At 54.5% G+C, this 25,821-nt stretch carries 22 protein-coding genes; 5 read left to right on the plus strand and 17 right to left on the minus strand.

Annotated features, from left to right (window positions below; all coding sequences use genetic code 11):
* Positions 1 to 4: 4 nt before the first annotated feature.
* The 4 genes from ACF8FG_RS03970 to ACF8FG_RS03985 form a co-directional block, all read right to left on the minus strand.
* Positions 5 to 781 carry an SDR family oxidoreductase gene (locus ACF8FG_RS03970; RefSeq protein WP_003252728.1) on the minus strand — a complete coding sequence of 259 codons (777 nt, stop codon included), beginning with the start codon at positions 779 to 781 and terminating at the stop codon, positions 5 to 7.
* Positions 778 to 2,097, minus strand: coding sequence for a capsule biosynthesis protein (locus ACF8FG_RS03975; RefSeq protein ID WP_041167060.1), 1,320 nt, complete (start codon positions 2,095 to 2,097; stop codon positions 778 to 780). Before ACF8FG_RS03975 ends, ACF8FG_RS03970 begins: the two co-directional genes overlap by 4 nt.
* Positions 2,037 to 4,055 (minus strand): capsular polysaccharide biosynthesis protein, encoded by a 2,019-nt coding sequence (locus tag ACF8FG_RS03980; protein ID WP_318075911.1) that lies wholly within the window; start codon positions 4,053 to 4,055, stop codon positions 2,037 to 2,039. Before ACF8FG_RS03980 ends, ACF8FG_RS03975 begins: the two co-directional genes overlap by 61 nt.
* Positions 4,056 to 4,257: 202 nt before the next feature.
* On the minus strand, positions 4,258 to 5,298 hold the full coding sequence (locus ACF8FG_RS03985; RefSeq protein WP_080557819.1) for a phosphotransferase: 1,041 nt from the start codon (positions 5,296 to 5,298) through the stop codon (positions 4,258 to 4,260).
* A gap of 575 nt (positions 5,299 to 5,873) precedes the next feature.
* On the opposite strand from ACF8FG_RS03985, the gene ACF8FG_RS03990 reads away from it, so the two are divergent.
* Positions 5,874 to 6,806: an SIS domain-containing protein gene (locus ACF8FG_RS03990; protein WP_014592000.1), complete on the plus strand. Its 933-nt coding sequence runs from the start codon at positions 5,874 to 5,876 to the stop codon at positions 6,804 to 6,806.
* A 261-nt stretch (positions 6,807 to 7,067) separates the two neighbouring features.
* A complete protein-coding gene (locus tag ACF8FG_RS03995) occupies positions 7,068 to 8,555 on the plus strand; it encodes a hypothetical protein (protein ID WP_014591999.1) in 1,488 nt (495 codons plus the stop codon).
* Positions 8,556 to 8,614: 59 nt separating this feature from the next.
* Here ACF8FG_RS03995 and kdsB read toward each other — a convergent pair whose 3' ends face one another.
* From kdsB to ACF8FG_RS04040, 9 genes are all read right to left on the minus strand, one after another.
* Positions 8,615 to 9,901 (minus strand): 3-deoxy-manno-octulosonate cytidylyltransferase, encoded by a 1,287-nt coding sequence (kdsB, locus tag ACF8FG_RS04000; protein WP_014591998.1) that lies wholly within the window; start codon positions 9,899 to 9,901, stop codon positions 8,615 to 8,617.
* A gap of 34 nt (positions 9,902 to 9,935) precedes the next feature.
* The gene (gene kdsA, locus ACF8FG_RS04005; RefSeq protein WP_080557818.1) at positions 9,936 to 10,778 is read right to left on the minus strand and encodes a 3-deoxy-8-phosphooctulonate synthase; all 843 of its coding nucleotides are present in this window, start codon (positions 10,776 to 10,778) and stop codon (positions 9,936 to 9,938) included.
* Positions 10,779 to 10,781: 3 nt separating this feature from the next.
* Positions 10,782 to 12,269, minus strand: a complete 1,488-nt coding sequence (locus ACF8FG_RS04010) for a hypothetical protein (protein WP_014591996.1) — start codon at positions 12,267 to 12,269, stop codon at positions 10,782 to 10,784.
* A 62-nt stretch (positions 12,270 to 12,331) separates the two neighbouring features.
* A complete protein-coding gene (locus ACF8FG_RS04015; RefSeq protein ID WP_110159864.1) occupies positions 12,332 to 14,125 on the minus strand; it encodes a capsular biosynthesis protein CpsB in 1,794 nt (597 codons plus the stop codon).
* The gene (locus ACF8FG_RS04020; RefSeq protein WP_080557817.1) at positions 14,122 to 15,102 is read right to left on the minus strand and encodes a glycosyltransferase family 4 protein; all 981 of its coding nucleotides are present in this window, start codon (positions 15,100 to 15,102) and stop codon (positions 14,122 to 14,124) included. The genes ACF8FG_RS04015 and ACF8FG_RS04020 overlap by 4 nt, the downstream gene beginning before the upstream one ends.
* An 83-nt stretch (positions 15,103 to 15,185) precedes the next feature.
* Positions 15,186 to 16,253, minus strand: coding sequence for a polysaccharide biosynthesis/export family protein (locus ACF8FG_RS04025; RefSeq protein ID WP_014591993.1), 1,068 nt, complete (start codon positions 16,251 to 16,253; stop codon positions 15,186 to 15,188).
* Positions 16,254 to 16,269: 16 nt separating this feature from the next.
* Complete coding sequence (locus tag ACF8FG_RS04030; RefSeq protein ID WP_041167055.1) at positions 16,270 to 17,376, minus strand: ABC transporter permease; 1,107 nt, start codon at positions 17,374 to 17,376, stop codon at positions 16,270 to 16,272.
* Positions 17,377 to 17,432: 56 nt separating this feature from the next.
* Complete coding sequence (locus tag ACF8FG_RS04035) at positions 17,433 to 18,086, minus strand: ABC transporter ATP-binding protein (protein WP_041167054.1); 654 nt, start codon at positions 18,084 to 18,086, stop codon at positions 17,433 to 17,435.
* A 13-nt stretch (positions 18,087 to 18,099) separates the two neighbouring features.
* Positions 18,100 to 18,891, minus strand: coding sequence for an ABC transporter permease (locus tag ACF8FG_RS04040; RefSeq protein ID WP_080557816.1), 792 nt, complete (start codon positions 18,889 to 18,891; stop codon positions 18,100 to 18,102).
* Positions 18,892 to 19,505: 614 nt separating this feature from the next.
* Between ACF8FG_RS04040 and ACF8FG_RS04045 the strand changes: the two genes are divergently transcribed.
* On the plus strand, positions 19,506 to 20,243 hold the full coding sequence (locus tag ACF8FG_RS04045; RefSeq protein ID WP_014591989.1) for a hypothetical protein: 738 nt from the start codon (positions 19,506 to 19,508) through the stop codon (positions 20,241 to 20,243).
* A 195-nt stretch (positions 20,244 to 20,438) separates the two neighbouring features.
* On the opposite strand, the gene ACF8FG_RS04050 is transcribed toward ACF8FG_RS04045, so the two are convergent.
* Both ACF8FG_RS04050 and wecB read right to left on the minus strand, forming a co-directional pair.
* Entirely contained in the window at positions 20,439 to 20,714 is a 276-nt protein-coding gene (locus tag ACF8FG_RS04050) for a DUF3077 domain-containing protein (RefSeq protein ID WP_014591988.1), read from the minus strand.
* A gap of 569 nt (positions 20,715 to 21,283) precedes the next feature.
* Entirely contained in the window at positions 21,284 to 22,426 is a 1,143-nt protein-coding gene (gene wecB, locus ACF8FG_RS04055; protein ID WP_119713387.1) for a non-hydrolyzing UDP-N-acetylglucosamine 2-epimerase, read from the minus strand.
* A 429-nt stretch (positions 22,427 to 22,855) separates the two neighbouring features.
* Here wecB and ACF8FG_RS04060 point away from each other — a divergent pair, with 429 nt between their 5' ends.
* Positions 22,856 to 23,185 carry a ComEA family DNA-binding protein gene (locus tag ACF8FG_RS04060; RefSeq protein WP_119713388.1) on the plus strand — a complete coding sequence of 110 codons (330 nt, stop codon included), beginning with the start codon at positions 22,856 to 22,858 and terminating at the stop codon, positions 23,183 to 23,185.
* A 91-nt stretch (positions 23,186 to 23,276) separates the two neighbouring features.
* Here ACF8FG_RS04060 and ACF8FG_RS04065 read toward each other — a convergent pair whose 3' ends face one another.
* Positions 23,277 to 23,444: a DUF2897 family protein gene (locus ACF8FG_RS04065; RefSeq protein ID WP_392518609.1), complete on the minus strand. Its 168-nt coding sequence runs from the start codon at positions 23,442 to 23,444 to the stop codon at positions 23,277 to 23,279.
* Positions 23,445 to 23,627: 183 nt separating this feature from the next.
* On the opposite strand from ACF8FG_RS04065, the gene pyrF reads away from it, so the two are divergent.
* Complete coding sequence (pyrF, locus tag ACF8FG_RS04070; RefSeq protein WP_010952851.1) at positions 23,628 to 24,329, plus strand: orotidine-5'-phosphate decarboxylase; 702 nt, start codon at positions 23,628 to 23,630, stop codon at positions 24,327 to 24,329.
* 315 nt (positions 24,330 to 24,644) lie between these two features.
* On the opposite strand, the gene ACF8FG_RS04075 is transcribed toward pyrF, so the two are convergent.
* Positions 24,645 to 25,646, minus strand: coding sequence for an NADP-dependent oxidoreductase (locus tag ACF8FG_RS04075; RefSeq protein WP_014591984.1), 1,002 nt, complete (start codon positions 25,644 to 25,646; stop codon positions 24,645 to 24,647).
* Between the last annotated feature and the right edge of the window lie 175 nt (positions 25,647 to 25,821).

Below are 25,821 nucleotides of genomic sequence, written 5' to 3' on the forward strand. Positions count from 1 at the left end.
AACATCAATCACTGTACTTCAACCCACGCAGGATCATCGAAGAAAGCCACTGCGGGATTAGCCCCAGCAGCCAGGTGCCCAGGTTGAGCGGGAACGGAAAGCTGATACGCGCCTGGTTCGCCGCCAGCCCGCGCTTGATACGCCTGGCCGCTTTGTCGGCGGTCCACAGAAAAGGTTTAGGCCCGGGCATTTCGAAGCACATCTTCGACTCCACATACCCCGGCACAATCACATTCACTTTCACCCCTTCCGGCGCCAGCCAGTCGCGGATGGCCTCGCCGTACACACGGATGGCGGCCTTGCTGGCGCTGTAGGTCGGTGTGACCGGCAAGCCACGCCAGCCCGCCAGCGAGCTGAACAGGGCGATCTGCCCGTCGCCACGGCTGCGCATGGCGGGCAGGGCGGCCTCGACGGTGGCCAGGGCGGCCATCACGTTCACTTCCATCAGGGCGCGGCTGTCGTCCCAGTCTTCCGCTTCGCCATTGGCACCCACGGCGGTGTTAAGCCCTGCGCCCACCAGCACCAAGTCGGGCTGATGCTGCTCGCTAACCCGGCGCACCATGGCCCGCAGGGCGTCCAGGTCGCGCACGTCGAGGGCCTCCAGCAACACCTGGGCACCCAGGGCGCGGCATTGTTCGGCCATTTCGGCCAGGCGGTCCTGGCGCCGGCCTTGCAGGATCAGCGTCACCCCCGGGGCGGCGTAGGCAGGCGCCAACGCGCCACCGATACCGCCTGTGGCGCCGGTGATGAGGATGCAGCGGGGTGAGGCATGCGAACTCATAGGTATTTTTCGATTCTTGAGGTTTTCGCCATCAGCACTTCCAGGCAGTTGGCCACGGCCATGTCCATGCCGCAGGCGGTGTAGAAGCCGCCGTTGACCTGGGTGGTGTGGATGACGGTGTTGCGGAAGCGTTGAAACAGCGTGTTGTCGGGCGCTTCGGGGTGCTGCCAGAAATCATCCAGCCCGCCCTGGTGGGTTAGCCCCGGCATCGCGTAGATCGGCTCGGCCAGCGTGCAGGTAGGGCGGTGGTGCAGCAATGCAGAAGCCCCCGCGGTACTGTTGACGGTGATCATGCCGGTGATGTGCGAGAGCAGCGTAGGCATGTGCCCGCTTTCCATGAAATCGACACGCTCGGCTACGTCGTACTTGCGCGCCAACTGCTCGGTGACCTTGCGGTAGTTGACCAGCCCGGGCGTCAACGGGTGGTTTTTCACCAGCAGGCGCGCATCGAAGGGGGCGTTGAGCGAGAACGAGTCGATCACATGCTCGATCACCTGGGTCATGTTCTGGAACGGCGAGTGGTCGCGGATTTGCGCATCGCTGTCCAGCTGCAAGGGCAGCAAAAACGTGGGGTGCCGCTCGCGGGCCACTTCGGCCACCAGCGCGTCGTCATGCACACGGGCGCGCAGCAGGCGCATGCCCTGGCGGATGAAGCCGGCGTACTCCATGGCGGCGTTGAACGGGGCATGGGTGCGGTAGCGTGGGAAGCACAGCCGGTTCAGCGCGCCGCCGGCGTGGTACAGCACATCGTGCGTGGCACGTGCGGCGAACGACAGCTTGAACGGGTTGCCATTCTGGTAGCGCGGAATGTACTTGCCCACATCGCGGTACCACTGCGGGTCACGTGGCAAACGCGAGTTGTTGTTGACCCCGTCGCGCTCCAGCGTCACCCAATAGGGCCGAAAGTAGCCTTCCTCGAACACGTGCACGCGAATACCCGACAGCCGCGCCAGGGTCACGGCCGGGCGGTGTACCGGGCGGCAGTCGCCGAACAGCACCAGGTCGGTGATACCCAGTTGGCGGAACACCTGTGAATACCAGGCCTCCATGTCTTCCGGGGCGTGCGGGCAGGTCAGCTGCGCGCCGCCGGGGCCATACAGGGCGTCGCCGACGTTGAAGCGCACACTGTGCACTCGCTGGCCGATATCCCGCAGCCCCTTGGCAAGGCGGCTGAAGAAGGGCGAACTGACACCCTGAAGCAGCAGAAAATGGTGTGACGGGATACGCAGCAGCGGACCACGCGTCGCCCTTGCATTCAGTTGGTCGGGCGCTTCATGCCCAACAAACTGCTCAAGCGTCGTTTCAAGTCCTGCCATCGGGAGGGAGCTCCAGGCTGCGGTAAGGCGTGCCAATTTTGTAGTTCGTATAAGGTTCGTTCGGCGGTGGTGAAGCGGTTGGTCACCAGGCTTACGTAAGTGGGGTAGAGCAGCAGCGTGCCCGCTACCAGCTGGTCCAGCGTCAGTTGTCGGCTGCGCCGTGCCTGCACCGGTGCTTGAAGGTCCATGTCGCGGGTCAGCCCCCAACCGGCGTAGAACGGCTGGCCATAGGTCGTCACCGGCACACCGCGCAGCAGGGCCTCGAAACCCGACTGCGAGGTCAGTACATGCAATTCGTCGACCACTTCCAGCAATTGCTGCAGTGGTGTATCGCCGATCACTTCATCGCACCAGTGCACGGTTTGCGCTTCGTCGTCACCACGGGCGCGCGTGCCGGCCAATACCTCTGGGTGGGGTTTGTACAACACCCACGCATCAGGGTTTTGCTCACGCACGGCGCGCAGCAGTTGCAGGTTGCTGCGGATACGGTTGCCGCCAAAGCGGATGGACGCATCGCCCTCCACCTGGCCAGGCACCAGGATCACCCGTTGCGCATGCGCGGGGCGCTGCCAGCTGGCGCCGGGCAAGTTGTACTTGGTCAGCCCCGCCGCGCAGATGGCCAGGCGCAAAGCATGCGCGCGGGCCAACAACTGCGGGTCGAAGGGCTCTTCAGCCAGGATGCGCTCCAGGCGCGAAGGCCGGGTGGCGTCGTAGTAAATACCCAGGTCATCGACCACCCACGACAACGGTCGCGCCTTGCCGGCGCCCAGGCCGACCGAGCGCAGGAAGCCGTCTTCCACGCGGTTGACGGGCAGTGGGTGGGCGCTAAGGTGGGTGTCGTGCTTGCAGCCCCAGGACACCACGGGCAAGTCTTGCGCCAGCGGTTGCTCGGGCTTGACGAAGCGAATGGCCGCGCCATTGAAAAACAGGTTTGCCAGCGGTTCTTTCCAGCGGCTGAAACCCAGCATCTGTACGGTGCCTGGCAGCACGCTGCGGTGCCGCCGTTGCAGGCCCAGCCAGTTGATCAGCACCTCTGGCGTACACGGCTGACCACGTTCTGGGCAGACATAGCGCGGGTAGGCCACCAGGCTGGCATGAATCAGTTGCGCCAACGGCACAGGCTTGCGGCGCGAAGGTGCCGGCAAGCGGTCGTCGGTCAGCCCCCAGCCGGCATAGAACGGCATGCCCCAGGTGTGCACCGGTACGTCCCAAAGCAGGGCATCGAAGCCCAGTTGCGACGTCATCACGAACACTGCACGCATGCGTGGCAGCAAATCGGCCGGGTGAACATTGTTGGCCAGTACCTGCACCCGCGGGTTGCTGGCCAGCGCTGCCAGGTCGAAGTGCCCGGCCTTGCGCCCGGCCACCACGTCGGGGTGCACCTTGAGCACGATGGTGCTATGCGGATAGCGGGCCAATGCCGCCTCCAGCATGGCCCGGAAGTCGCTGGCCCCTGCACCTTGCAACGAGGCATCGCCACAGGTCTGGTCGGCCACCAGCACGCAGTCGGCCGGCAGCGCTGGCAGTTCGATGCGTGCGTCGTTGTACTTCGACACCCGTTGCTGCTGCCACAGGCTACGTAGTGCCAGGGCACGTTGGGTTTGCTCGGCGTCGAGGGGCGTGGCGATCAACTGTTCGAGGCGGGACGGCTGGGAAGCGTCGTAGTACACGCCCACGTCATCGACGATCAGCGACAGGGGCGGCTCGTCGGCGCCCAGGCCCACGGAACGGATGAAGCCGTCTTCCAGCGTTAGAACGGGCTTGCCTGCCTTCCCCGCTCTGGATATTGCTTTGACGGCGCTCGCTTTACGGCCCCAAACCATGACCCAGTCAGTTTTCGAAAGGTGGCGCACGCCTCCGTTTCGCAGCACGAAATCAGGCAGCAAAGATGGCAGCGTGTCTATACGCTGGGCACCTTTTGAAAGCACCAGCAAGCGAGGGCGTGAGACGTCGTCCATAAACCTGAAGCGAGATTCCAATCGATAATTGATCGCGTCGAGCGCAAAGCGCTCACGGTGAGCCAGAAAAAGGGATGGTGCGAATCTTAATACAATTTCACATGAGTGGTGGCTTCAAATGGTTCAAATTTGGCGCCAGAAATCGAAGTTCATCATCGGATTTCGCTGAAGTGATGTCATTTTGATGTCGGCGCTGGGAGGGTTACGCGACTCCCAGAAGGTAATCATACTTTTCTCGAAGTAGGTGCATTGTCCCTTTTGTTCTGTACTCATCAACCGTTTCGGGGCGCAGGCAGTGGTACAGTGCCGTCATCAGGAAGATGTAGCGCATGTTCCTCAACGCCTCGGTTTCGTCGAACCTTGCGGCTAGAGAGTGCCGATATTGGTCTATGAATTCAGCGCGTGCGGTGAGAAAGGTGATCATCTCTGTGCGTCGGAATAAGCTCCCTAGGTAAGCGCCAGCATCAAAGCCGATTCTCCCTACCTTCCCTTCGCTCCAATCGATTACGTGTAACTGACCTGATATCAGAAATAGGTTTTTGCGCAGGTAATCCATGTGGCAAATGCATCGAGTCCCCCCCCTCGCCTGGCGCCCCAGTTTTTTGAGTCGAGGAATCAGAGCTTTGAATCCCTCGCCAAGGTCTGCGAAGCGCTTGTCCTCGTATCCCAGCTGCTCAAGGGAGGGAAGAAAGCGGTCGAAGTTGAAGCGCGGCCTTAACAGGAACCACGGGCGGAAAAAGTCCATGCTCCACAGCAGAGGCTTTTGTGAGAGTGGTTGGCTGGTCAAATAGCTATTGCTATGGCCCTCCAGCTCGGCAATCCCTAGCGCGAGCTGGCGCGCAATTGCCTGCATTCGTGGGGGTTTACCGCGAACAAACTCAGTAAAAATCAGGCTTTCCCAGGGGGTTTCGATGACTCCGAAGCAGGCAGGGTGCCGGAAATGCAAGCATCCACGGAAGATGCCGTCAGCACGATGTAGGCGAGCTTCTTGACTGCCTATGAAGGCTAGCTTGCGAATAGATTTCTCCACTAGCTCAACAGGTTGGCCTGTGCATGGATCAATAAATCGGTGGTGACGCACGTAGTTAACGAATGAGGCGTTAGAGGCCAAGGTCTGGCTGCTTACCTCCAAGGCCCTATCTTTCCACTGAGGCATCAGGGTTCGAAGGTTCTGTTCAAGTGAGGAGCGTTGCCAGCGATAGTGGGTTTTGCTGCCCGAGGGCGGGCGAGAATTTGCGTTCATGACATCCAATCAGGCAGAGCCGTACGTCCAAGTTCTAATCGTTTGCTGCGGTATGCTGCTGCATAGTGACGTTAGGCACAACGAAAAATTGCTCTGATGCCCAGTCTGTGGAGGTTGAGCTTAGCCGCAAAGCCCCGGAAGGCACGGCTCAATGATGCCGATTAGGCTTCTGCCAGAAAAAATGTGATTTCGGAGGCTAGCCGTCCCATGAAACCCTGAAATCGAGCGGCGTACTGATGCAGATTCCTGTCAGTGGTGCGTTGATGTGTGCTGCAGGTAGGAGGGCGCGAAATGTTACAAAAATGCGACTAAGCCTTGCTCTGCTGCGAGGGAGAGATTTGCAGATCGTGTGTGGTATCTGAGTCGAAAAGTGATTCTGCGCCTGCATTGCCATTACGGTGCCGGCGCTCAAGGGGGCTGAGGACTGCTCCCTACGAGGGCGAAGCTCGCGGGTTTTGATCCAGCTCATCGGCAACAAGCGTTTTTTACCCAGCTTCAAGACCAACGAGCTTTGCTTAAGGTTGCAAAGACCTTAATATTCCCCGTTTAGTACACCTCAGTCTTCAGGGACGAAAATGAACCACCTCACGATTGCCAAAGAAGCCTTGATTGCCCAAGCACAAGCCGTTACCCAGCTGGCTGGACGTATTGATGGCGAGTTTCAGAGCGCTGTGGAGCTTTTGCTCAGTTGTAAAGGTCGAGCCGTGGTCTGCGGTATGGGGAAATCGGGCCTTATCGGTAAGAAAATGGTTGCGACCTTTGCGTCTACCGGTACTCCCAGCTTCTTCCTGCACCCGGCAGAAGCATTTCATGGCGATTTGGGTATGCTCAAGCCGATCGATGTACTGATCTTGATCAGCTATAGCGGTGAAACTGACGAGCTGATCAAATTGATCCCAAGTCTCAAATCGTTCGGTAACAAAATCATCGCAATGACCGGCAACGGAAATTCAACCTTAGCTAAACACGCCGATATTTGGCTTGATATTTCCGTTGAACGCGAGGTGTGCCCCAATAATCTGGCACCTACTACATCTACGTTGGCCACGATGGCAATGGGGGATGCTCTGGCTGTGGCTTTGATTGAAGCAATACAGTTTAAACCTATGGACTTTGCCCGCTATCACCCTGGCGGTAGCCTTGGCCGAAAACTGTTGACCCGCGTTCGCGATGTAATGCATTCGCCTGCGCCTGTTGTATCTCCATCCACGAGCTTCCATGATTGCTTGTTGGTAATGACGCGCAGCCGATTAGGTCTGACAGCGGTAATGGATGAAGACAAACTGGTCGGTATCGTTACCGATGGTGATCTCCGTCGGGCTTTGGTGGAAGATGAGGGTGTGATACACGCCAATGTTGAGCTGTTCATGACTGCTCATCCTCACACTATCAAGGAAGATGCACAGTTGTCTGAGGCGGAAGCTTATATGCTTGACAATAAAATTCGAGCGCTAGCTGTGGTTGATGATCAGAACTCAGTAGTAGGCGTGGTCGAGATTTTTGACTAACTAACTGCTTTTTGCACTTTGTTGGCGCTGCGGCGAAGGCCGCAATTATCTGGATGGATACTTCTCTCAAGGGAAGTAGCAGGCTGTAGTAAAGTCTGCTACTTCTTCTCAGCGCTTCTAGGGCGGTGCTGAGGCTTTCGAGTAGAGTTTTGCTTGGGATGTATCGTTGCGTATGCCGTAGCGCCAGTTGCGTTAGTTATTGTGTAGAGAACAACTGTGTTGAAATTATTCAGGTTGGGTGCGTCGGGCGAGCCGGTAAAAATGGACAAAGTGATTGATTTACCAAAAATTGTTGAGCGCCATGAGCGTCATGTCAGCGGTAAGAAAATTTTATATGTTCCGTTGAATCCTGATGTGAAGTCTGAGCGTCTCTTGATCGTCATGAGTGCGCACAATCAGGGTGGCAAGTATATGGCCCTGAGGTCATTCTTGGAGAGTCAGGTCTGTGATCTTCTATTTGTCTCTGACCCTAAAAATTCTTGGTATCTAGACGAAGATGAAGGTGAAGCGTTCTCCAGAATTTTCCGTATGTTTTCGACGGATTATCGACCGAATTCGATTTTCTTTTTTGGATCGTCCATGTCGGGGTACGGGGCGATATATCACGCATTCAAATTGAATGCAAACGCGATTGCTTCAAATCCGCAAATCAATCTGGATATAACCAAGGACTATGCTTGGCCGGAGTTGATTGAACATATTGAAGCTATTGGAGGAAATCACGTAAACCTTGATGAAGTTGCACAGCAAGCTTGGGGCGATTCAGCGGTTTACGTGATCCATGGCCACGATGAAATTGATACTATCAACGTGGAATTACTGACGCGTGTGGCTCCGCCGAACAAGAAACTTATTGTTCAAACCTTGGACGTTGATTCCCATGTGATGTTTTTTGGTAAAGAGGTTGGTTATATTTACTCAGTGATGAATCTGCTTGATACCTTTAGGACGGAGCTTAATCTGCAGGGTATATTGGCACAGCTTGTTCCTGAGGATAAAACTAATCGACGTCTGCTGAGGGCTGAGCGAAAGCAGGCTAAAGTTCAAGACCCGTATCGTACAATGGATCATACAGGTCAAAGCATCTCTTGGCAGAATCGATACCTGCACCAGCAAGCGGGGAGGGAAGTTTTCTTCTCCAATGTGGGCTTCTATTCCGAGGGTGCTCTTTCGGGTGCTACCTGTTTCTTTGATGGTGATCGCTGGCGGTTGATGGGCCCTACGCCTTCAATAAATGATAACCTAATTGCCGTCAATAGCTTCAAGACAGTCCAGTCTGTATCTGCTGCGGAAAACAATCAGTTTGTTAATGAGCACTGGTGGGTGCGGAATGACGCTGCTTCGGACCTAGTGGTTCGAGGTGGTTATGAGTTAATTGAAATTGATCTGCGTTCTGTAAATTCAAAGAATATCTATTTAAGTACTTCGCTGAAGCTTAATGGAAAGGCGTATGATGAAATTAAGGGGAAATACCTAACTCTATCAGCTGATGTTTTTTCAACTGGTGGCGATATATATCTTACGCTCGGTGGGGTTGGTGAGTCAGGGTATCATCATATCAATTCGCCAAAAAACAAGGCCGGCGAATGGAGAAGAATTCACATAGCACAGCAATTTTTGTCCATTAACTCAGCTCACAGGGACTCGATATTTGTGCGGGTCAACGTTGCAGCAGATGGGAAGCCTAAGAAAGTTCTTTTGAAAAATTTAACTCTTCAAGTGGGGTATTTCCCCATGGGTTTTGCATAAGCTAATTAGCTTTTTGCTGCGGCAGGGTCGATGGCGAATGCCACCGACCCTTTAGCTTATTATTGGGCCATCTTTGACATTACTTTGGCGTAGCCTGTAGCTGTGTTGAGTACAGCTTCTTTGCCCTTGGCGAAAAGGATAGCATCGGCGACTTCTCTAAATGCACCGGTTCCGCCAGTTGCCGTCAGTGTATAGGTTGCTGTTTCTTTCACATATGCCGGAGCGTCGGCAACAGCAAAAGAGATGCCGCACGCTGCAAATGCGGGCAAATCAATGCAGTCATCACCTATGCAAGCCGTCTGCAGTTTGTCTACGCCAGCTTTGGACATTAACTCCTCGCAGGCAGAAAATTTATCTTTCACGCCAAACTGGAATAGTGTTACACCTAAATCAGCCACACGCTTGCGAAGTGTCGCTGAGTCCCGGCCTGACAGTACAGCTACACGTACTCCGTTCTCTTCCAGCAGACGCATCCCCATGCCATCTCGGACGTGGAATCTCTTAAGGCACTCACCGCTTGCGTCATAATAGATGCCGCCATCGGTTAATACTCCATCAACGTCGGTAATTACAAGCTGGATATTCGAAAGTGTTGGTGCGGAATCAGGACGCAGCCCACTCATGATTGAACGTACTTGCTCAAGGCACTCGGGGGTATCGACGCCAGGTCCAGTAGGTTCTACATGGTAGGCGCGAATGCAGTAACCAGCCGCTAGCAGGCGCAGTTGCTCAAGCTTCTCTGCATTTTCAATCATGGGTTGTGCAAGGCTTGCATACTCGGCTAAAACATTACGGCGATAAGCATAGACACCGACATGTTTTAGGTAGGTTGCAGCTTCGCTCTCCCGCGGGAACGGTATCGATGAGCGACTGAAGTAAAGAGCGTTGCCATTAGCCGCTAATACTACTTTCACAGTGTTGGGGTTTCGGGCTTCTTGAGCATTAATATGATGACACAAAGTGCCAACGCTAACGCTATTATCGGCCAGCATCCCGGATACTAGGGTTTCGATATCTTCAGGGCGGACCAGCGGTTCATCACCTTGTAGATTTATATATATATCAGCTTCAACTTGACGCATTACTTCCGCAAGCCGATCTGTGCCGGAGGGATGATCAGGCGATGTCATTACATATTGACCACCGAACTGCTGCACTGCTTTAGCAACTCGCTCGTCATCAGTAGCAATGATCACCTGTTCGGCACTTTTCACCTGTAAGGCACGTTCATAGACATGCTGGACCATTGGTTTACCAGCGATATCAGCCAGCGGCTTACCAGGCAAGCGTGTTGAGCCGTACCGTGCCGGGATGACGATCGCAACACGTGGATTAGAGCCTGCCATAATCACAATCCTTGTCTTGAAACGGTCAATATCTTTAATCGATGGTCAGCTGAGGAAGCGATTTAACAAGATCATCAACAGCTTTGATTTGCGCCAGGAATGGTTCAAGTTTATCCAGTGGCAGTGCGCTGGGACCATCGCATTTGGCCTTATCCGGGTTTGGGTGCGACTCCAGGAAAAGTCCTGCTAAGCCTACTGCCATACCTGCTCGAGCTAAGTCGACTACTTGCTCGCGACGGCCACCGGAAGCAGCCCCTGAAGGATCACGGTTCTGAAGAGCATGAGTGACATCGAAAATAACTGGTAAGTCATCGCAAGTGCGCTTCATTACACCGAAACCGAGCATATCAACTACGAGATTGTCGTATCCCATGCAGCTGCCGCGGTCGCACAGAATCAGTTGGTCATTTCCGGCTTCTTTAAATTTGTGAACGATATTTTGTACTTGCGAAGGACTGAGGAATTGTGGTTTCTTGATATTTACCGGTTTACCTGTTTTCGCTAGTGCGACAACCAGGTCTGTTTGGCGTGCCAGAAATGCGGGCAATTGCAGTACATCGACAACTTCGGCAACCGGGGCAGCTTGGTAAATTTCGTGAACATCAGTGATTACCGGTACACCGAACTCAGCCTTAACCTTCTCAAAGATACGCAATCCTTCTTCCATCCCTGGGCCGCGATAGGAGTGGATGGACGAGCGGTTAGCCTTGTCAAAGCTTGCTTTGAATACGTAGGGGATTCCCAGCTTTTCAGTGACGCGGACATACTCAGCACAGGCAGTAAGAGCCAGATATTCTGACTCAAGAACGTTAATGCCTCCGAAGAGTACGAATGGAGCGTGATTGGAGCATTCAATAGTGGAGGTGATTTTCATCATGATTTACTCAGTAAAGCCCATGGGGAAATAGCCAATGGCCAAGCAGGCATTTTTAATTCGGATGACTTTGGGCTTTCCGTCTGTCGCCAGGTTGAATCTTACAAAGATTCGATCTTTATGACTTTCTTTGATCGACGTGAATTGCTCAAAGACTACAAGTCTACTCCAGGTTCCCGGAGTGTTTTTCTCTGAATTTTTGTGATGGTAACCCACATCCCCAACTCCGCCAAGGGTGAGTGATACTTCGCCTTCGCTTGTGTAGATGTCGGCAGTGAAGGTGAGGTACTGGCCTTTGATTTCTGCGACATCGATATTGCTGGGTATGCTCGAATTGATATAGATGTTTTTATTTTTCGCTTCGGAAATTACTATTTCGCAAAAATTATGCGCGCCTGAAATTGTGACGGATGATTCGGCTTCGTTTCGGATCCACCAGTAATCATTAAAGTAGGCGTTGTTCGTGAATGCAGAAATCACACCTTGGGTGATGAATTCATTGCCGGCTATGAGGTTGTCGCCCATTTCATAAGGGACGCTAATTAGACGCCATCCGCGTCCATCATAAAAACAGGTGCCGCCCGATAATTCGCTACCTGTGTACAGTCCTATATTAGCGAAATGTACGAGCTTGCCGAGTTCTTCATGAAGGTAACGTTCTTGCCATGAGACAGCATTCTCTGAGATGTTCAGGGAGCGATACGGGTCAATTACGTTTAATTGTCTGCGCTCAGCTCTGAGCATTTTTTTAACATTACTGGACTCTGTTGCTAAGTCGTTCACCGTAGTAGAAAGGTCTAGTTTTGTCCTAAATATTGACAGCATTGATATTACGTCAAAGACATAATCTACATTTTTCCCGAAGTAAAATGTATGTGCATCACTATCGACAGTTTGGATTATTAGTTTTCTATTATTGGGGACAGCATTGAGTAGAAGGCTGGCATTGATAGTGTCAATATCATCATGGCCATGGATAATGTAGACTGCAGAGTCCTTCCAAATGAAGGGGGCAATTTCTTCGATGTTTGTATGGTTGCCTTTTATGCTGGAAATGTGCTCAACCAGCTCGGGCCAGGAATAATCTTTTGTAATGTCGAGGTTGATCTGTGGGTTGGACGCGATGGCGTTGTGGTTTAGCTTCAGTGCGTGGAGAATCGCGCCGTACCCAGACATTGATGAACCAAAAAGGAACACGTTTCTGCTTTCATAGTTCTTAGTGAAATACGAAATAATGGTTTGATATGTTGCGCCATTGTCATCATCTAGGTACCAAGTGTTCTTGGGGTCAGTGATGAAAAGCAAATCGCATGTCTGCTTGCTAAGAAAAGAACGCAGAGCCATATATTTTTCGCCATGATTATGAGCGCTCATGACGATTAATAGGTTTTGAGAGTGTTTCTCCGGTTCCTGCTTGACGTAAAGAACTCTCTTCCCTGAGACAATTTTTTCGTTTCTCTCGATTATTTGCGCAAGATCGAATTCTATTGTCACATTTTGTCCTAGTAGCAGGCCAGGATATTATTGTGGTTATTCCTGGCCTTGACGGTTAAGTGTTATTTGCCTGAGAAACTCAGCTTTTTAGGAAAGAAGATGTGCATCCAACGGACGCGCTTGTTTTTTGAGTCCAAAAAAAAACGTTTGGGAGTTTTCCAGAACTTTTGCCATTTTTTCTTTTTTTTCTCTGCCGCTTCGATCTTAGCTAGCTCAGTTTGACTCTTTTCAGCGGTTGCTGGCGCGTCCACAGGGTCAGCTGGCTTGGTTGCAGCAGGGGCAGCAACTATTGCAGGAGATGGAGTGGCAGGGGCAGCAACTACCTTAGCAGCTGCTGGGCTTGCCTGGGGCGTTGCGGGCGGGACAGGTGCTGTCGGTTTGGGTGCAGGCGTTACTGCTGCGGGCGTAGCTGCGTTAGCTGGGGTTGCTGGCTTAGCTACCGGAGCATTAGGCTTCGTCGGGGCAGCAGGCTTCGCAGGGGCGACTGCTGGTGGGCCCTTTAGGATAGCCACATGCGATGGGAGATTGAACATCGTGCTCAATTGAGCTTTTCCGGAAGGGAAAGCCGAAACTAACGAATACTGCAGCGTGCGAAGCAGGAAGGTTTCATAGTTGCGGTATTCATTAATTCCCAGTTGGCTAGGGACTGCACCTTTATTTATATCGTCTATGAATTGATCAAGGTTCTCGGTAGTGTAGTCCGAAGTAAAGCCTTTTTTTCCATAGAACGCGTTGCCAAACTGAATTGGTTGATAGCCTTCAAAGGCTGCTTCAATAAGTGCCTGCGAGTTGATCCCTGCGACAAAATCAACTTGCCTGAAGAGGGACTTGATATTGAAGTCCTCAATGAAAACTAGTCGATCATTGGCTGTTGTGATACTTGGTGATGTGTTGAATTCTTTACACAAAGTATCAAGTGTAAGCGGGGACTGAATATTTTTCTTCTTTCGCTCCCACGGATGTGCCTTGAATATAATATTCAGATCGGTGCGGGTTAGAAGTTTTTTGATAAGCTCTATGTAAAAGGCAATGCTATTCAGGCCTACACCTTTGTACTCAAGGACTGAGAAGTCATTTAGTACTTGGCCGGTGATTAGAATGGTCTTTTTTTCGTTTTTGAAGAGCTTTACTTTGGTTTCTTCTGGTTGATTAACGTTTTTGTTCTTTGAGGAAATGACTTTGTTGATGGCTTTGTTTCGTTCGCGGTCGCGCTCCGCAGGTGTCAAGTTCGGCTCAAGAGAATTGTAGTATGCCAGATGCTTGAGGTTTGAATTGTTTGCGATAGGCTCAAACTTCTCTTCGACATAGTTGTCGTTGCCGGTAAAGAAGCTCTCTAATACGAAGATTCGGGCAGTATGAGTACGCACTGCCTCAAGAAGAGATCGCGCGTATGTCAGGCTTCCGGAGAATACAAGGACGAATTTCGGATTGTGCCGTTTCAGCATTGCCGACCAGAATTCGATCCAGTGGATGGCGGCAGCCATATTCCAGAGGAGGGTATCCTTGTGCGCGCTGTACAAAATATCAAAAAGCTCGCGTGTATTATCAGGCAGTGGGGTGCTGCGCATATCTTCGGAGGTTATTACCAGCGAGAGAATTTCTGCTCTGCATACCTTGAACAGATTTATTTGCATCACGCTGAAGTCGAAAAGCTCGTTTGCTTCTAGTTTCTTCAGCTTAGAATAATTTTCTTTCAGCGGCTTCTGGAATTCGGTGTAGTTACCAAAGGCGCTCATCCATGGTTTGAACTCTTCGTTAAATACTGTGGTCGCCTTTTTGTCGGCGAAATAGTCGAAAAGGCTACCGAAGTTACGGGCATGGATGTGTACCGGATCGGCGATGAGAAACTTGCTCATGCGGTTGCCTCCAGCGCTTTGGTGATAGAGTCGTGACTACCTTTCAGGAGGCTTACATGCTGCTTGACATTTCCAAGAATGGAATCCTGCCAGGTAATTAAGTTTTGGCTTGCAGTTTGGCTGGTGTGAAGAAGGTCGGAGTAGATGTTGTCTTCATCGGCCGCCAGTCGATTAATGGTTTCCGCATCAATAGATGGGTCCATGGTCAAGTAGATGCCATGCAGTCCGTCGTCAATAAGGTCGGGAACCATTCCGATCGGGTTCGACAAAACCGGGACGCCCATTGCTGCAGCCTCAGGAATATTGGCTGGGCCGCCTTCAAAGTAACTGGTCATGAGTAGTGCATCGATACCCCGATATGCATCAATCAGGGTGGCGTATGGTAGCTTTTCATAAACCTCGGTGTTGAAGCCGAGTTGACGGAAAATGCGACCTTCCTCTGCTCGGCCGTCGCCTACAAGGAAAAACTCGATTAATGAGGGGTCGAGTCGTTTCGCCAGCTCAAACAGATAGGCCTCCCCCTTAACTTTCCGACCGTACCGTTTAGATACAATGGCAAGCGTAAACTTTTCTCGTTTGATACGGCCCTTGGCTCGTGCAGGGTCAATCAGATGTTGGTTGTAGCCATGCGGTACAACACGTGTATGATGAATACCGTGTTTGGCCAATATTTTTTGCTGAATAGTATTCAGGCAGATAACTACATCCGCTTCTCGATAGCGGTCGAGAAATGCATCGATAGAAAGCCAGCCATCAGGATCGTCCAAATCGTGGTGAACCGTCACGACGCAAGGGGAAATGAGCTTATCTTCGAGATGAGGACGGTGATAGTGGCGTACGTGAGCCCCAATGATCGGTTTTTCACTTACGACATGTTCCGCGAAGCCCTCGGTGTAGCGAGAAAAGTATCTGAAGATATCCTCAAATATACCGCTATGAACGTTATTTGATGTGACGTGGTTGATGGTTATGGCCATTTTCGATTTTTCTGCCCTGAAAATTCGTATGTTTATAGCTGAGTGGGTGTTTAATTAATAGTCGGTAAAATCAGATTCTGATTTTAGTTGTAAGCTCCTGCTGTTCGACCTAGAACCATTGTTTGAACGATTGGGCCGATAACTTTTTGCCATTCGTATACCGCTGCGTTTGTGACGTAAATGGTATCGTCGGGCTTAACTGCAATCTGCCTGGCGTAGAAAATTGCTGCTGGGTCTCGCATGTTCAAGCGAAGCACTGTGGGCTTGGCGTTCGGACCGTCGCCCATCCTGAATACAAAGACACCCTCTGGGTTAGCATTTGCTTCCCGTAATCCTCCTACACTACCAAGTGCATCTAGCAAGCTGGTATGCTGGCTTGGAAGATCTTTGAGGCCAGGTTCGCCTACTGCACCCATTGCAACGAATCTCTGGCGTGCGCGATCTAAAACTACTTCCGAATTAGGGCGCAGAACCATGTTGTTGCCAGCGAGGATGTCTTCGTAATTGAACTGTCTAACTTCGCTGCCTGTACGCACCGTGACATTGACAAGGTGAGGCTCCATGACTGGGCCTCCTGCTTGGTTGACAGCGTCAAGGAGCGTTAGCGGGCCTTGCAACGTACTGAAGCGACCTGGAGCTTTGACTGCTCCCGCAACTAATACGGAGCCAGAAAGATCCCCAACGAGTTCGACATGAGTTTGTACGTCTGACGTAATTCCCTTGAGCTGGCGGCGAATCATATTTTCCACTTCGTTGAGTGTCATCCCGGCAACGAATTGCCGACCAACGTAGGGAAGTGAAAGCATACCTTGCGCGTCGATGCGAGACTTCAACTGGGTGCCGCCGGTAGCAAGAGGTGCAAACAATGCCGATCCTTCGGGAGCGGTGTCGGCAATGAGTACATTAAGCGTATCACCCGCCATCAGCCGGACTTCTGGCGGAGTAGGTTTTGTCACGCTGGCTAGTGCTGGGCGAGCGGCCCCTTGCATGTAAGGAGCAATTGTGCGGGCGTCGATATCAACGAGATTGTAAGCCTCGTTTTTGCTTTCAATTGTGCCCTTGTATGGCCCGGCGCCTGACAAGGTGCCGCCGCAGCCAGTCAGCCCTGCAGTCGCGAGCACGACCGCCATGATTTTGAGGTTAAATGTCATAGAGACGCTCAGTGATTTAATCACGGTGATCCTCGATTGAAGCCAGAATGAAGCGGGTGATACCGTAGACCATCAGGAGACCCAGCAAAATTGTTGCCAGGTTGTACCAGCGCTCCGGGTACAAGGCGAGTTGTGGAGTATTAGGGCTAACAACTGTGACTAAAGTACGAATTTTTTTGCTTGCTTCGACACGCGCATTGTCAAGTGCAGCGACAGCCGTTTTGTAGGTCTCTTCCGCAATCCCTGCATCCAAGGTTAATTGTTGGTAGCGAGAAGCTACGACGTTCAATTGAGAACCCTGAGGCGAGGAAACCAACAATCGTTTTTCTTTGGCTAATTGTTGAGTGATCGCTTGAACTTTTTGCTTTTGCTGACGAATTTGAGGGGCGTCGCCTCGTAGTTTAAAAGACATCTCTGTGAGTGCGGCTTGCTCTTTGGTGTACTGTCCTTCAAGGTCGGCAATGATGGTGGCGCGGCTTTGCGCCGTGTTACCGCCATCCAAAACTTTATTGTCGTTCTGGAAGTTCAGCAATTGAGTCTTACGTTTGGAGTAATTAAGCCGCGCCGTTTCCAATTCGCCTTGAGCAAATTTCATTTGCTCGCGTGCAATGTTGTGACTGACTTCGTTAACGAAGTGTTCGCTGGCCTGAAGGATGACTCGCAGCATTTTTTCGGACAATTCGGGAGTGAACGCCTGGACTTCAACGCGTAGGAGTCCAGTTGTTTCATCGTAGTGTGCCGATACCATGCGCTGGTAGTACTTGAGCAGATCTTCGCGAGGGGCGTCTTTGTCGAGCCAGAAAAAGACGTCGCTGCGTTGAGCGGCGTATTGCTCAATCCACTTTACGCGGTCTTCAAGCAGCAACATCATGTCCATAGACGTGATGAATTCGCGCAGGTAAAGAGTCTCTTCCCGCGAAGCCGGATTGGTGCCAGTCAGCAAGGTGGCAAGTCCCGGTACTTGAGCACCTTGATTATTGCCATCCTGACGTACCACCACTTGAGCGGAGCTGACGAAGCGGTCGACAGCAAATACGCTGTAGTACACACCTGCCAGGATCATTGGTAAGACTACCATGGCGATCGCCAAGTGCCAGCCCTTCTTTTTACCCCTACTGCTCATATTTGGATGCATCCTTGATATCGAACGGTACCGCTTGAAATTATGATTGGGTTGTTTCAGCTGCTGTAAGCCTTTATACCTTCAGATACATCATCGTAAACTTGGATATCACCATTTCGTACCAGTAGTACCACGTCGCAAAGTTTTTCAACCTCGGACATTGTATGGGTAACTAGCACAATGTTGGATTTTTGCAGTTTTTCTTGGAAGACATCGGCGCATTTACGTTTGAATTGGGCATCGCCCACCGACATTACTTCGTCAATAAGGTAGTAATCGAAGTCAAATGCCATGCTTAGGCCGAACGCCACGCGTGAGCGCATACCGGAAGAATAGGTCTTAATTGGTTCGTCGATCCAGTCACCAATTTCGGCAAAATCCTGGACGTAACGAATCTTTTCGCGCATTGCATCGCCGGTTGCTCCGTAGATACGGCAGACAAACTTGATATTGTCACGTCCTGTCATACTGCCTTGGAAGCCCCCCGCCAATCCGACTGGCCAGGAGATGCTTCGATCGGTAATTATGCTTCCAGAGTCGGGCACATCTGCTCCGCCGAGAAGACGCATTAGGGTGGATTTACCAGCACCGTTGCGACCGATCAGTCCAATATTCTTACCTGGCGGTATAGCTAACGACAGGTTGCGGAAGACATACCTCCGACCGTTCGGGGTGAGGTACGACTTGGTGACGTTTCTTAGTTCGAACACGTTTGGCCTGTACTTAACCGTTCTTGGTGGAAATCAAATGCATTCTTCGGGCACGGTATGCGCCCAGAGATAGGAACAGCAATACCAGGGCGAAGCTAATGACATACGCCTCGGATACCCCATCAACAGGCGTATACTGAGGCAAGACTTCAGCTCGGATTAGCTCAAGGATGTGCAGGAAAGGGTTAAGCAGTAGCACCGGCATCATAGCTTGGGGGAGGTATGAGGCAGGGATTAGTACGCCTGAAACGAAGTAAAGGGGAAAAAAGGCCATGCGAATGACAATTTTCAGGCTTGGAAGGGCGTGGGTAATCAGGGCTAGGAGCATTCCTAGTCCGAAGGCGAACAAGAGTCCAAGCAGTAGTGTGGCAACCCACTGCAGGGGGCTATGGACTGACATGTCAAAGCCGAACCACGCGAAGCCAAATACCAGAATGGCGTAGACGGTAGCGGCAATGCATGTTTCTACAATTACCCGAGCAACGTAGGTGTCCAAGGGCTTAATTTGCTTGTAGCCAAACAACGATCGGTTTTCTCGAAGGCTATCCATTAGCCGGAGAGCGGTGTTGCGATAGAGTAGGAACGGCGCCATTCCAACCAGGATGAATACAGGGTATTCCACGCCAGAGATTGTACGACCGCGCATCATCGCGAACAGCACAGAGAACAGCAAAAGGTGGATCAGCGGCTCAAGCAGCATCCACACTGCCCCGAGGCGACTACCGCCAACGCGAGCACGGGCCTCGCGCAGGACTAACGCGAAAATAACCGATTTCTGTATCTGTAAAGACGAACGAGCTTTCAAGATGGCGACCGCAAAGCAATGCAGCGCGCCTAGGCACGCCGGAATTCATCTTCAGGAAAGGTTCGCCCTGGGGCGATTTCAGACGGATCTTCCGGACACTTCCCTGTTCTAAGGGGCGGAAGGGTAAGCGCGAGAGGGCGTAAGCGTCAAGCAAGACGCTGCAAATGCAACCGAAAGTTCTAATCCTTTAGCCGCATTCGAGACGAATGGCGTAGATTGATGGTGGCATATTGATATCGATTTGGGAAGTCGTGAACCTACAGATTTTTGTTTCCGACATTGCTTCACAGCTTACGCTGGACGGACCGTTTTGGAAGTGAATGGGTTCACACTGTGCAGCCAAGGCATGGGGTTTTGATGGGCAGTCGCTGACTGTAAGGTTTACGACCAAAAAGTGCACCCGACCCGCAGATTTTTGCAGCGATAATTGAGGGGTAGGGGTGCCTTCCGAAGGCGGAGGTAGCTTCAGGAAGCGTAATTTCAAGCGCAAGCAAACCTGCGACAGTGGCCGCGAAACCCATGTGTTTACAGCAAAATCCGCAAAATTATGGCACTCTGCCAGACCTCACTAGCCTTCTTGGCTTGACTTGTATCCGTACCAGAGCATCCGCCCGATGCGCCTGCCTGACCGTGAAACGATGAACATCCCTAACTTCAAGAAGTTGTTTATGCCTGATATTTCAGCAGACGCAGCCAGCCTTATCCATGCCATAGCCTCTGCCACTGCGGTCATCGCTGCGCTGATCGCCGCCAGTGCGATGATCATTGCCCATATGACCTCGGATGTAAAAAACCAGCAAGCCGAAGTGCCCGTTTCCCGGGGGGCGCAGGCGGTTACTGTCGTCCACGAGTCGGACGTGCAGGCCAGGCTGGAGATCGAGCAACTCATTGAGCAGAACGATGCGCTCAGGGCCGAACTGGAGCGCGAGAGGGCCGAGCGGTTGAAGCTGGAGGCCAGCCTGAAGCCCAGAGCGCTGACGCCGCAGGCGCATGATGCGTTCAAGGCATTGGCGGGCGAGCTGAAGGCTAAGACGCTGGCACCGGTGGTGTTGCTGAATATCCACAAAGATGACAAGGAAGCTGTGCGCTTTGCCAAGGAAATTGCCGTTGCGCTGACCAAGGCGGGCGTGCAGGTTCAGATCAAGCAGCTGCCCCTGCAAAAGCACAATACCGGTACCCAGGTGGTCGTTTATGCCGGGGTGGGCGGTGACGAGCTTGAGCAGGCATTCAAGACGGCTGATTTTGCCTCGGATATCAAACGCTCGGGGCAGAGCCCGCGGGTGAAGGTGGATGATGGGGATGCAATTGCCATTTCGGCGTTTATCAGTGTTTATCCGCGCAGTGAGATTTGAGCGGCGGGTGGGGCTGTGATCTTGTAGGCATGGGGTGGATGGCACCGGCGGTGCCGGTGTTCGCGGGCGCGCCCGCTCCCACAGTGTGGGGCTTGGCCACTGCAGTGGTTCGCCCTCGCCACGTCTGGCCTGATGAAGCCCATTTCTTCTGACTGCAAGCGAGGCATAGCCTCGCCTGGTCTCGCGTCATTCCCTTCAGTGGTGCCTGTTTTTCGCAATCTCGATGTCGTTCATCAGGGCTTTTGCGGTGGCCAGCAGGTAGTCCGCAGCGCCCAGCATCTTGTGGTCGTCTTCCATGTCGCCTTCGCGTACCAGGTGCTTGCAGTAGCCCAGCAGGACGGAGACGTGTTCATAGGCGTCATCGACGGGGACGCCGGGTTGGACGCGCAGCAGGTACAGGGTGGGGTTGCCGGCTTCGAGGAAGGTTTCGATGCCTGCGGTGAGGAGGGGGGATTGGTTGTTGTTTTTCATGGTAGTTGCTCCTGATAGGTGGAACTGCCACGCAGATCTTTCTCACGGACCAGGGCGGCAGTCGTACACGGGGTGAGAAACCGAGGGAGCTACAAAGCTCGGCCAGACCGAAGTCTGCCCGCGTACGACTGCCATGACAGGCAAGCCAGGTAGCTCGCATCAGGTTCTCACACCCGGTCACCAACATGGCGACCCGGTGACGTTATCCCTGAGGCATTTCCCCGACAATTCAGCTGCTTCTGACTGGCGCGTAGGATAGTTCGCTTGGTTGTCCGAGCTGAAGAGGTGGGGCGGGGTTTCAGGAAAGTCTGACGTGAGTAATGTGCATTCCAAGGCAAATATCTTCGCGGTGATTGTTGACCGTTGTTGGGGTGGGTTTACACGCGGAAGGGGGGGGCTGCTGGCCAGTTTTTACTGGGTGTTCAGCGGTGCTGCGGCTACCGTATTCGCGGGTCAACCCGCTCCTACGCCGAGCGGGGGGGGGGGGCACAGGTCGGGGTGGGCCGCTGGCCAGTTTTTACTGGGGGGCAGGGGTGTCGCGGCTATCGTATTCGCGGGTGAACCCGCTCCTACATTGAGCGGTGGGGGCTGGTCCAGGTGGCCAGGGCTTCGCGTATGCGCGCGCAGGCTTTGCCATCGCCATAGGGGTTATGGGCGAAGCTCATTTCGCGATACGCCGCCTCATCGGTCAGCAAGGTACTCAACGCCCGCACAATCGATGCCACTTCGGTGCCCACCAGCTTGACCGTACCTGCCGCCACGGCTTCCGGGCGCTCGGTGGTGTCGCGCATCACCAGCACCGGTTTGCCCAGGGCCGGCGCTTCCTCCTGAATGCCGCCCGAGTCGGTCAGAATCACACAGGCCCGGGTCATGAGGTAAACGAATGGCAGGTAATCCAGCGGTTCGACAAGGTGGATGTTGCTTACATCCCCCAACAGCCGGTTGACCGGCTCGCGTACGTTGGGGTTGAGGTGGACCGGGTACACGACGTCCAACTCGGGGAATTGCCGCGCAATCTGCACCAGGGCCTGGCAGATGCGCTCGAAGCCGCCACCAAAGTTCTCGCGCCGGTGGCCGGTGACCAGCAACAGCCGGCGCTCGGCTGCCAGGTAGCTGAAGTGGCTGGCGAAACGGGCCTTCAGCGCGGGGCTTTGCAGCTTTTGCTCCACCTCCAGCAAGGCGTCGATCACGGTGTTGCCGGTGGTGAAGATGTGCGCCGGGTCGGTGCCTTCGCGCAACAGGTTGTCGCGCGAGGTGGCGGTGGGCGCGAAGTGCAGCGCGGCAAGGGCCCCGGTCAAGCGCCGGTTGCCTTCTTCGGGCCAGGGTGAATACAGGTTGTTGGTGCGCAGGCCGGCCTCAACATGGGCAATGGGGATTTGCTGGTAGTAAGCCGCCAGAGTGGTGGCAAAGGTGGTGGCGGTGTCGCCGTGCACCAGCACTACGTCGGGCTTGAACGTGGCCAGCACCGGTCGGATGCCTTGCAAGATGGCAGTGGTCACACCGGTCAGGTCCTGGCCGGCTTTCATGATGTTCAAGTCGTAATCGGGGCTGATGCCGAACAGCTCCAGCACCTGATCGAGCATTTGCCGGTGCTGGCCGGTGACGCACACGCGGGCTTCGAAGCGGCTGTCCTGCGCCAATTGCAGGGCTAGCGGGGCCATCTTGATGGCTTCTGGGCGGGTACCGAAAACAGTCAGGGTCCTGAGGGGCACGGCAGTGATCCTCTTGCTCGGGTCCTTGAAGCAGGCCGGTTTCCATTGCTCAAGAAATCTAGCAGGCGAGCAATGGCGTGCCAGTTTGCCGGGGGGAAGCTTACCGACTGGGGGAGGGCGGTTTACCGGGCGGGCCTTGTTCGGCGGGCGTTGTAGGAGGATGGCTGGGCATTCGTGGGCAGCGGGTATCGGACAAACGGGGATTTGGCTACAGGCACAGGGCCAGGGCCTTGTGCATTCAGGGCCGGGCCGAGCGGGGCGAAAACAGCCACGGTTGGTGGGTGGGCGAAGTTGAGCGTTTTGCTGACCGATTCGGTAACCATTCGCCGGGGAGGTTGGGTATTGTGCGGCCGGCTTACCCGCTAGGGTTGGTTGCGCAGCCGAAGGAAAGCGGCTGCTGGAAAATGACCAACCCAAGGAGTGTTGACCATGCGCAATAACGTTCTGTCGTACCTGCTGCTGCCGCTGTTCGCCAGTTTGTCTTTCTCCCTTAGCGCCGCCCCGGCCAGCAACATGGCAGTGGCCGAACCGGTGCCGGTGGTGGCCCAGGCACAGCAGGCGCCGAGGCTGGACTTGAACACGGCGGATGCACTCACTCTGCAAAAGGAGCTGAACGGCATTGGCAAGGCCAAGGCGGAGGCTATCGTGGCCTACCGCGAGGCCAATGGGCCGTTTGCTTCGGTGGATGAGCTGCTGGAGATAAAGGGGATAGGCAATGCGTTGCTGGAGCGCAACCGGGACAAGGTGATGGTGGAGTAAGCGGGCAGGGGCCGGGGTGATGCCCTGGCCCGGCCTTTACGTGCCGGGAATGGGCGCTCCCACAGGCGCAGCGCCTGAAGGTCTGGGTGTTTTAACTGTCTTCTGCGTCCTTGGCATCCGCCTCGGCATTGCGCTGATGTACCTTGCGCAGTTGTTCTTCGGTCAGCGGCAGTTTCTTGGCCGTGTCGCGCAGCAGCATCAACCCGCCGACAATCGAGCCGAGGGCTATGATGAGTATCAGCCAGGCATACCAGGGCATTGTCGTTCTCCTTAGATCGGGCCGTGGGCAACGGTTACATGAATTTTGAGCAATTGCCCGTTCCGTTGGTTCAATTATAGGTGCCAGGCCTTGTTGGGCCAATTCCGTGACCTGCGGGCCCCAAAGCCTGCGCCACTTCGTTTACAATGCGCGCCGTTTTCGACTTGCCAAGAGACCCTGCCCATGTCCGCCTGCCAGACGCCCCTGATCGTCGCCCTGGATTTCCCTACCCGTGAGGCCGCCCTGAAGCTGGCTGACCAGCTTGACCCTGCGCTGTGCCGGGTGAAGGTTGGCAAGGAGCTGTTCACCAGCAGCGCTTCGGGCATTGTCGAAACCCTGTGTGACAAGGGCTTCGAAGTGTTCCTGGACCTCAAGTTCCACGACATTCCCAACACCACCGCCATGGCCGTAAAGGCTGCCGCCGAGATGGGCGTGTGGATGGTCAACGTGCATTGCTCCGGTGGCCTGCGCATGATGGCGGCCTGCCGTGAAGAACTGGCCAAGCGCAGCGGCCCGCAGCCGTTGCTGATTGGCGTGACCGTGCTGACCAGCATGGAGCGTGAAGATCTGGCCGGCATTGGTCTGGATGTCGACCCCCAAGAGCAAGTGCTGCGTTTGGCGGCGCTGGCGGAAAAAGCGGGTATGGACGGTTTGGTGTGCTCGGCGCTCGAGGCCCCGGCACTGAAGGCGGCGCATCCCTCGCTGCAATTGGTGACCCCGGGCATTCGCCCGGCGGGCAGCGCGCAGGATGACCAGCGCCGTATCCTCACCCCACGCCAGGCACTGGATGCCGGTTCGGACTACCTGGTAATCGGCCGGCCGATCAGCCAGGCTGCAGACCCTGCGCAAGCGTTGGCAGCGGTGGTGGCGGAGATTCGTGGGTAATTAACCTGCGGCTGTCCGACAACGGCCTGCGCCGAACCACCGATGTGTGTTACCGCGAATACGGTGGCGGGGGCAACGGTGGACGGCGGGTGGAAATTGGCCGGCAGGCCTGGCCCTTTCGGGCCACCGATGCCTGTGTCGAACCATTGATGTGGCTGCGCCCCCGATCCGTGTAGGAGCGGGTTTACCCGCGAATACGGTGGCGGCGGCAACGGTGAACGGCCGGTGGAAATTGGCCCGCAGGCCCCGCCCTTTCGCGGGTGAACCCGCTCCTACGACGGGCTATGTCGGGCCATCGGTGCCGTGCAGGGGCGTTTAAACCTTTAACACCAACTTGCCAAAATTCTCCCCGCTGAACAGCTTCAACAAGGTCTCCGGGAAGGTTTCCAGCCCTTCCACCACGTCCTCTTTGCTCTTCACCTGACCACTGGCCAACCAGCCGGCAATCTCCTGCGCGGCCTTGCCGTAGTCCTTGGTGTAATCCATCACCACAAAACCTTCCATGCGCGCGCGGTTCACCAGCAGCGACAGGTAGTTGGCCGGGCCTTTCACCGCTTCTTTGTTGTTGTACTGGCTGATCGCGCCGCAAATCACAATGCGTGCCTTGAAGTTAATGCGCGTCAGCACGGCATCGAGGATGTCGCCGCCCACGTTGTCGAAGTACACGTCCACGCCTTTGGGGCATTCGCGCTTCAGGCCGGCCAGCACGTCTTCGGCCTTGTAGTCGATAACGCCGTCAAAGCCCAGTTCGTCCTTCAGGTACTGGCACTTCTCGGCACCGCCGGCAATGCCGACCACGCGGCAGCCTTTGATCTTGGCAATCTGCCCGACAATGCTGCCCACCGCACCGGCCGCGCCGGAAATGACCACGGTATCGCCAGCTTTGGGTTGGCCGACCTCCAGCAGGGCGAAGTAGGCGGTCATGCCGGTCATGCCCAAGGCTGACAGGTAACGGGGCAGGGGGGCCAGCTTGGGGTCGATCTTGTGCAGGCCCTGGGGCTCGCCGGTGAAGTAGTCCTGCACACCGAGGGCGCCGCTCACGTGGTCGCCGGGCTGGTAGCCGGGGTGATTGGAGGCAACCACCTCACCCACACCCAGCGCACGCATTACCTGGCCCAGGGCCACGGGCGGGATGTAGGACTTGCCTTCGTTCATCCAGCCACGCATGGCCGGGTCCAGCGACAGGTACAGGTTGCGCACCAGTACCTGGCCTTCGCCGGGTTGTTCGGCGGGTACGGTCTCGAAGCTGAAGTCGTCACGGCGCACGGCGCCGACCGGGCGTTTGGCAAGCAGGAAGCGGCGGTTGGTCTGGGTCATGGCGGGTCCTTGTGGGCGGTGGAGGGCGTAAGGCGTTCAATCTACCTTGTTGATGAAGACGGTTCCTTAAAATCACTGACAAGCATGGTAGCCCAACCGTTGCTGTGATGATGCTGCCCGGCCGAGTGGTGGCTGACTATGCTCTGAACCCCACCCCAAACCCTCACAGGAGCAC

This window comes from Pseudomonas sp. YQ_6, assembly GCF_043103245.1.
GTDB lineage: Bacteria > Pseudomonadota > Gammaproteobacteria > Pseudomonadales > Pseudomonadaceae > Aquipseudomonas > Aquipseudomonas alloputida.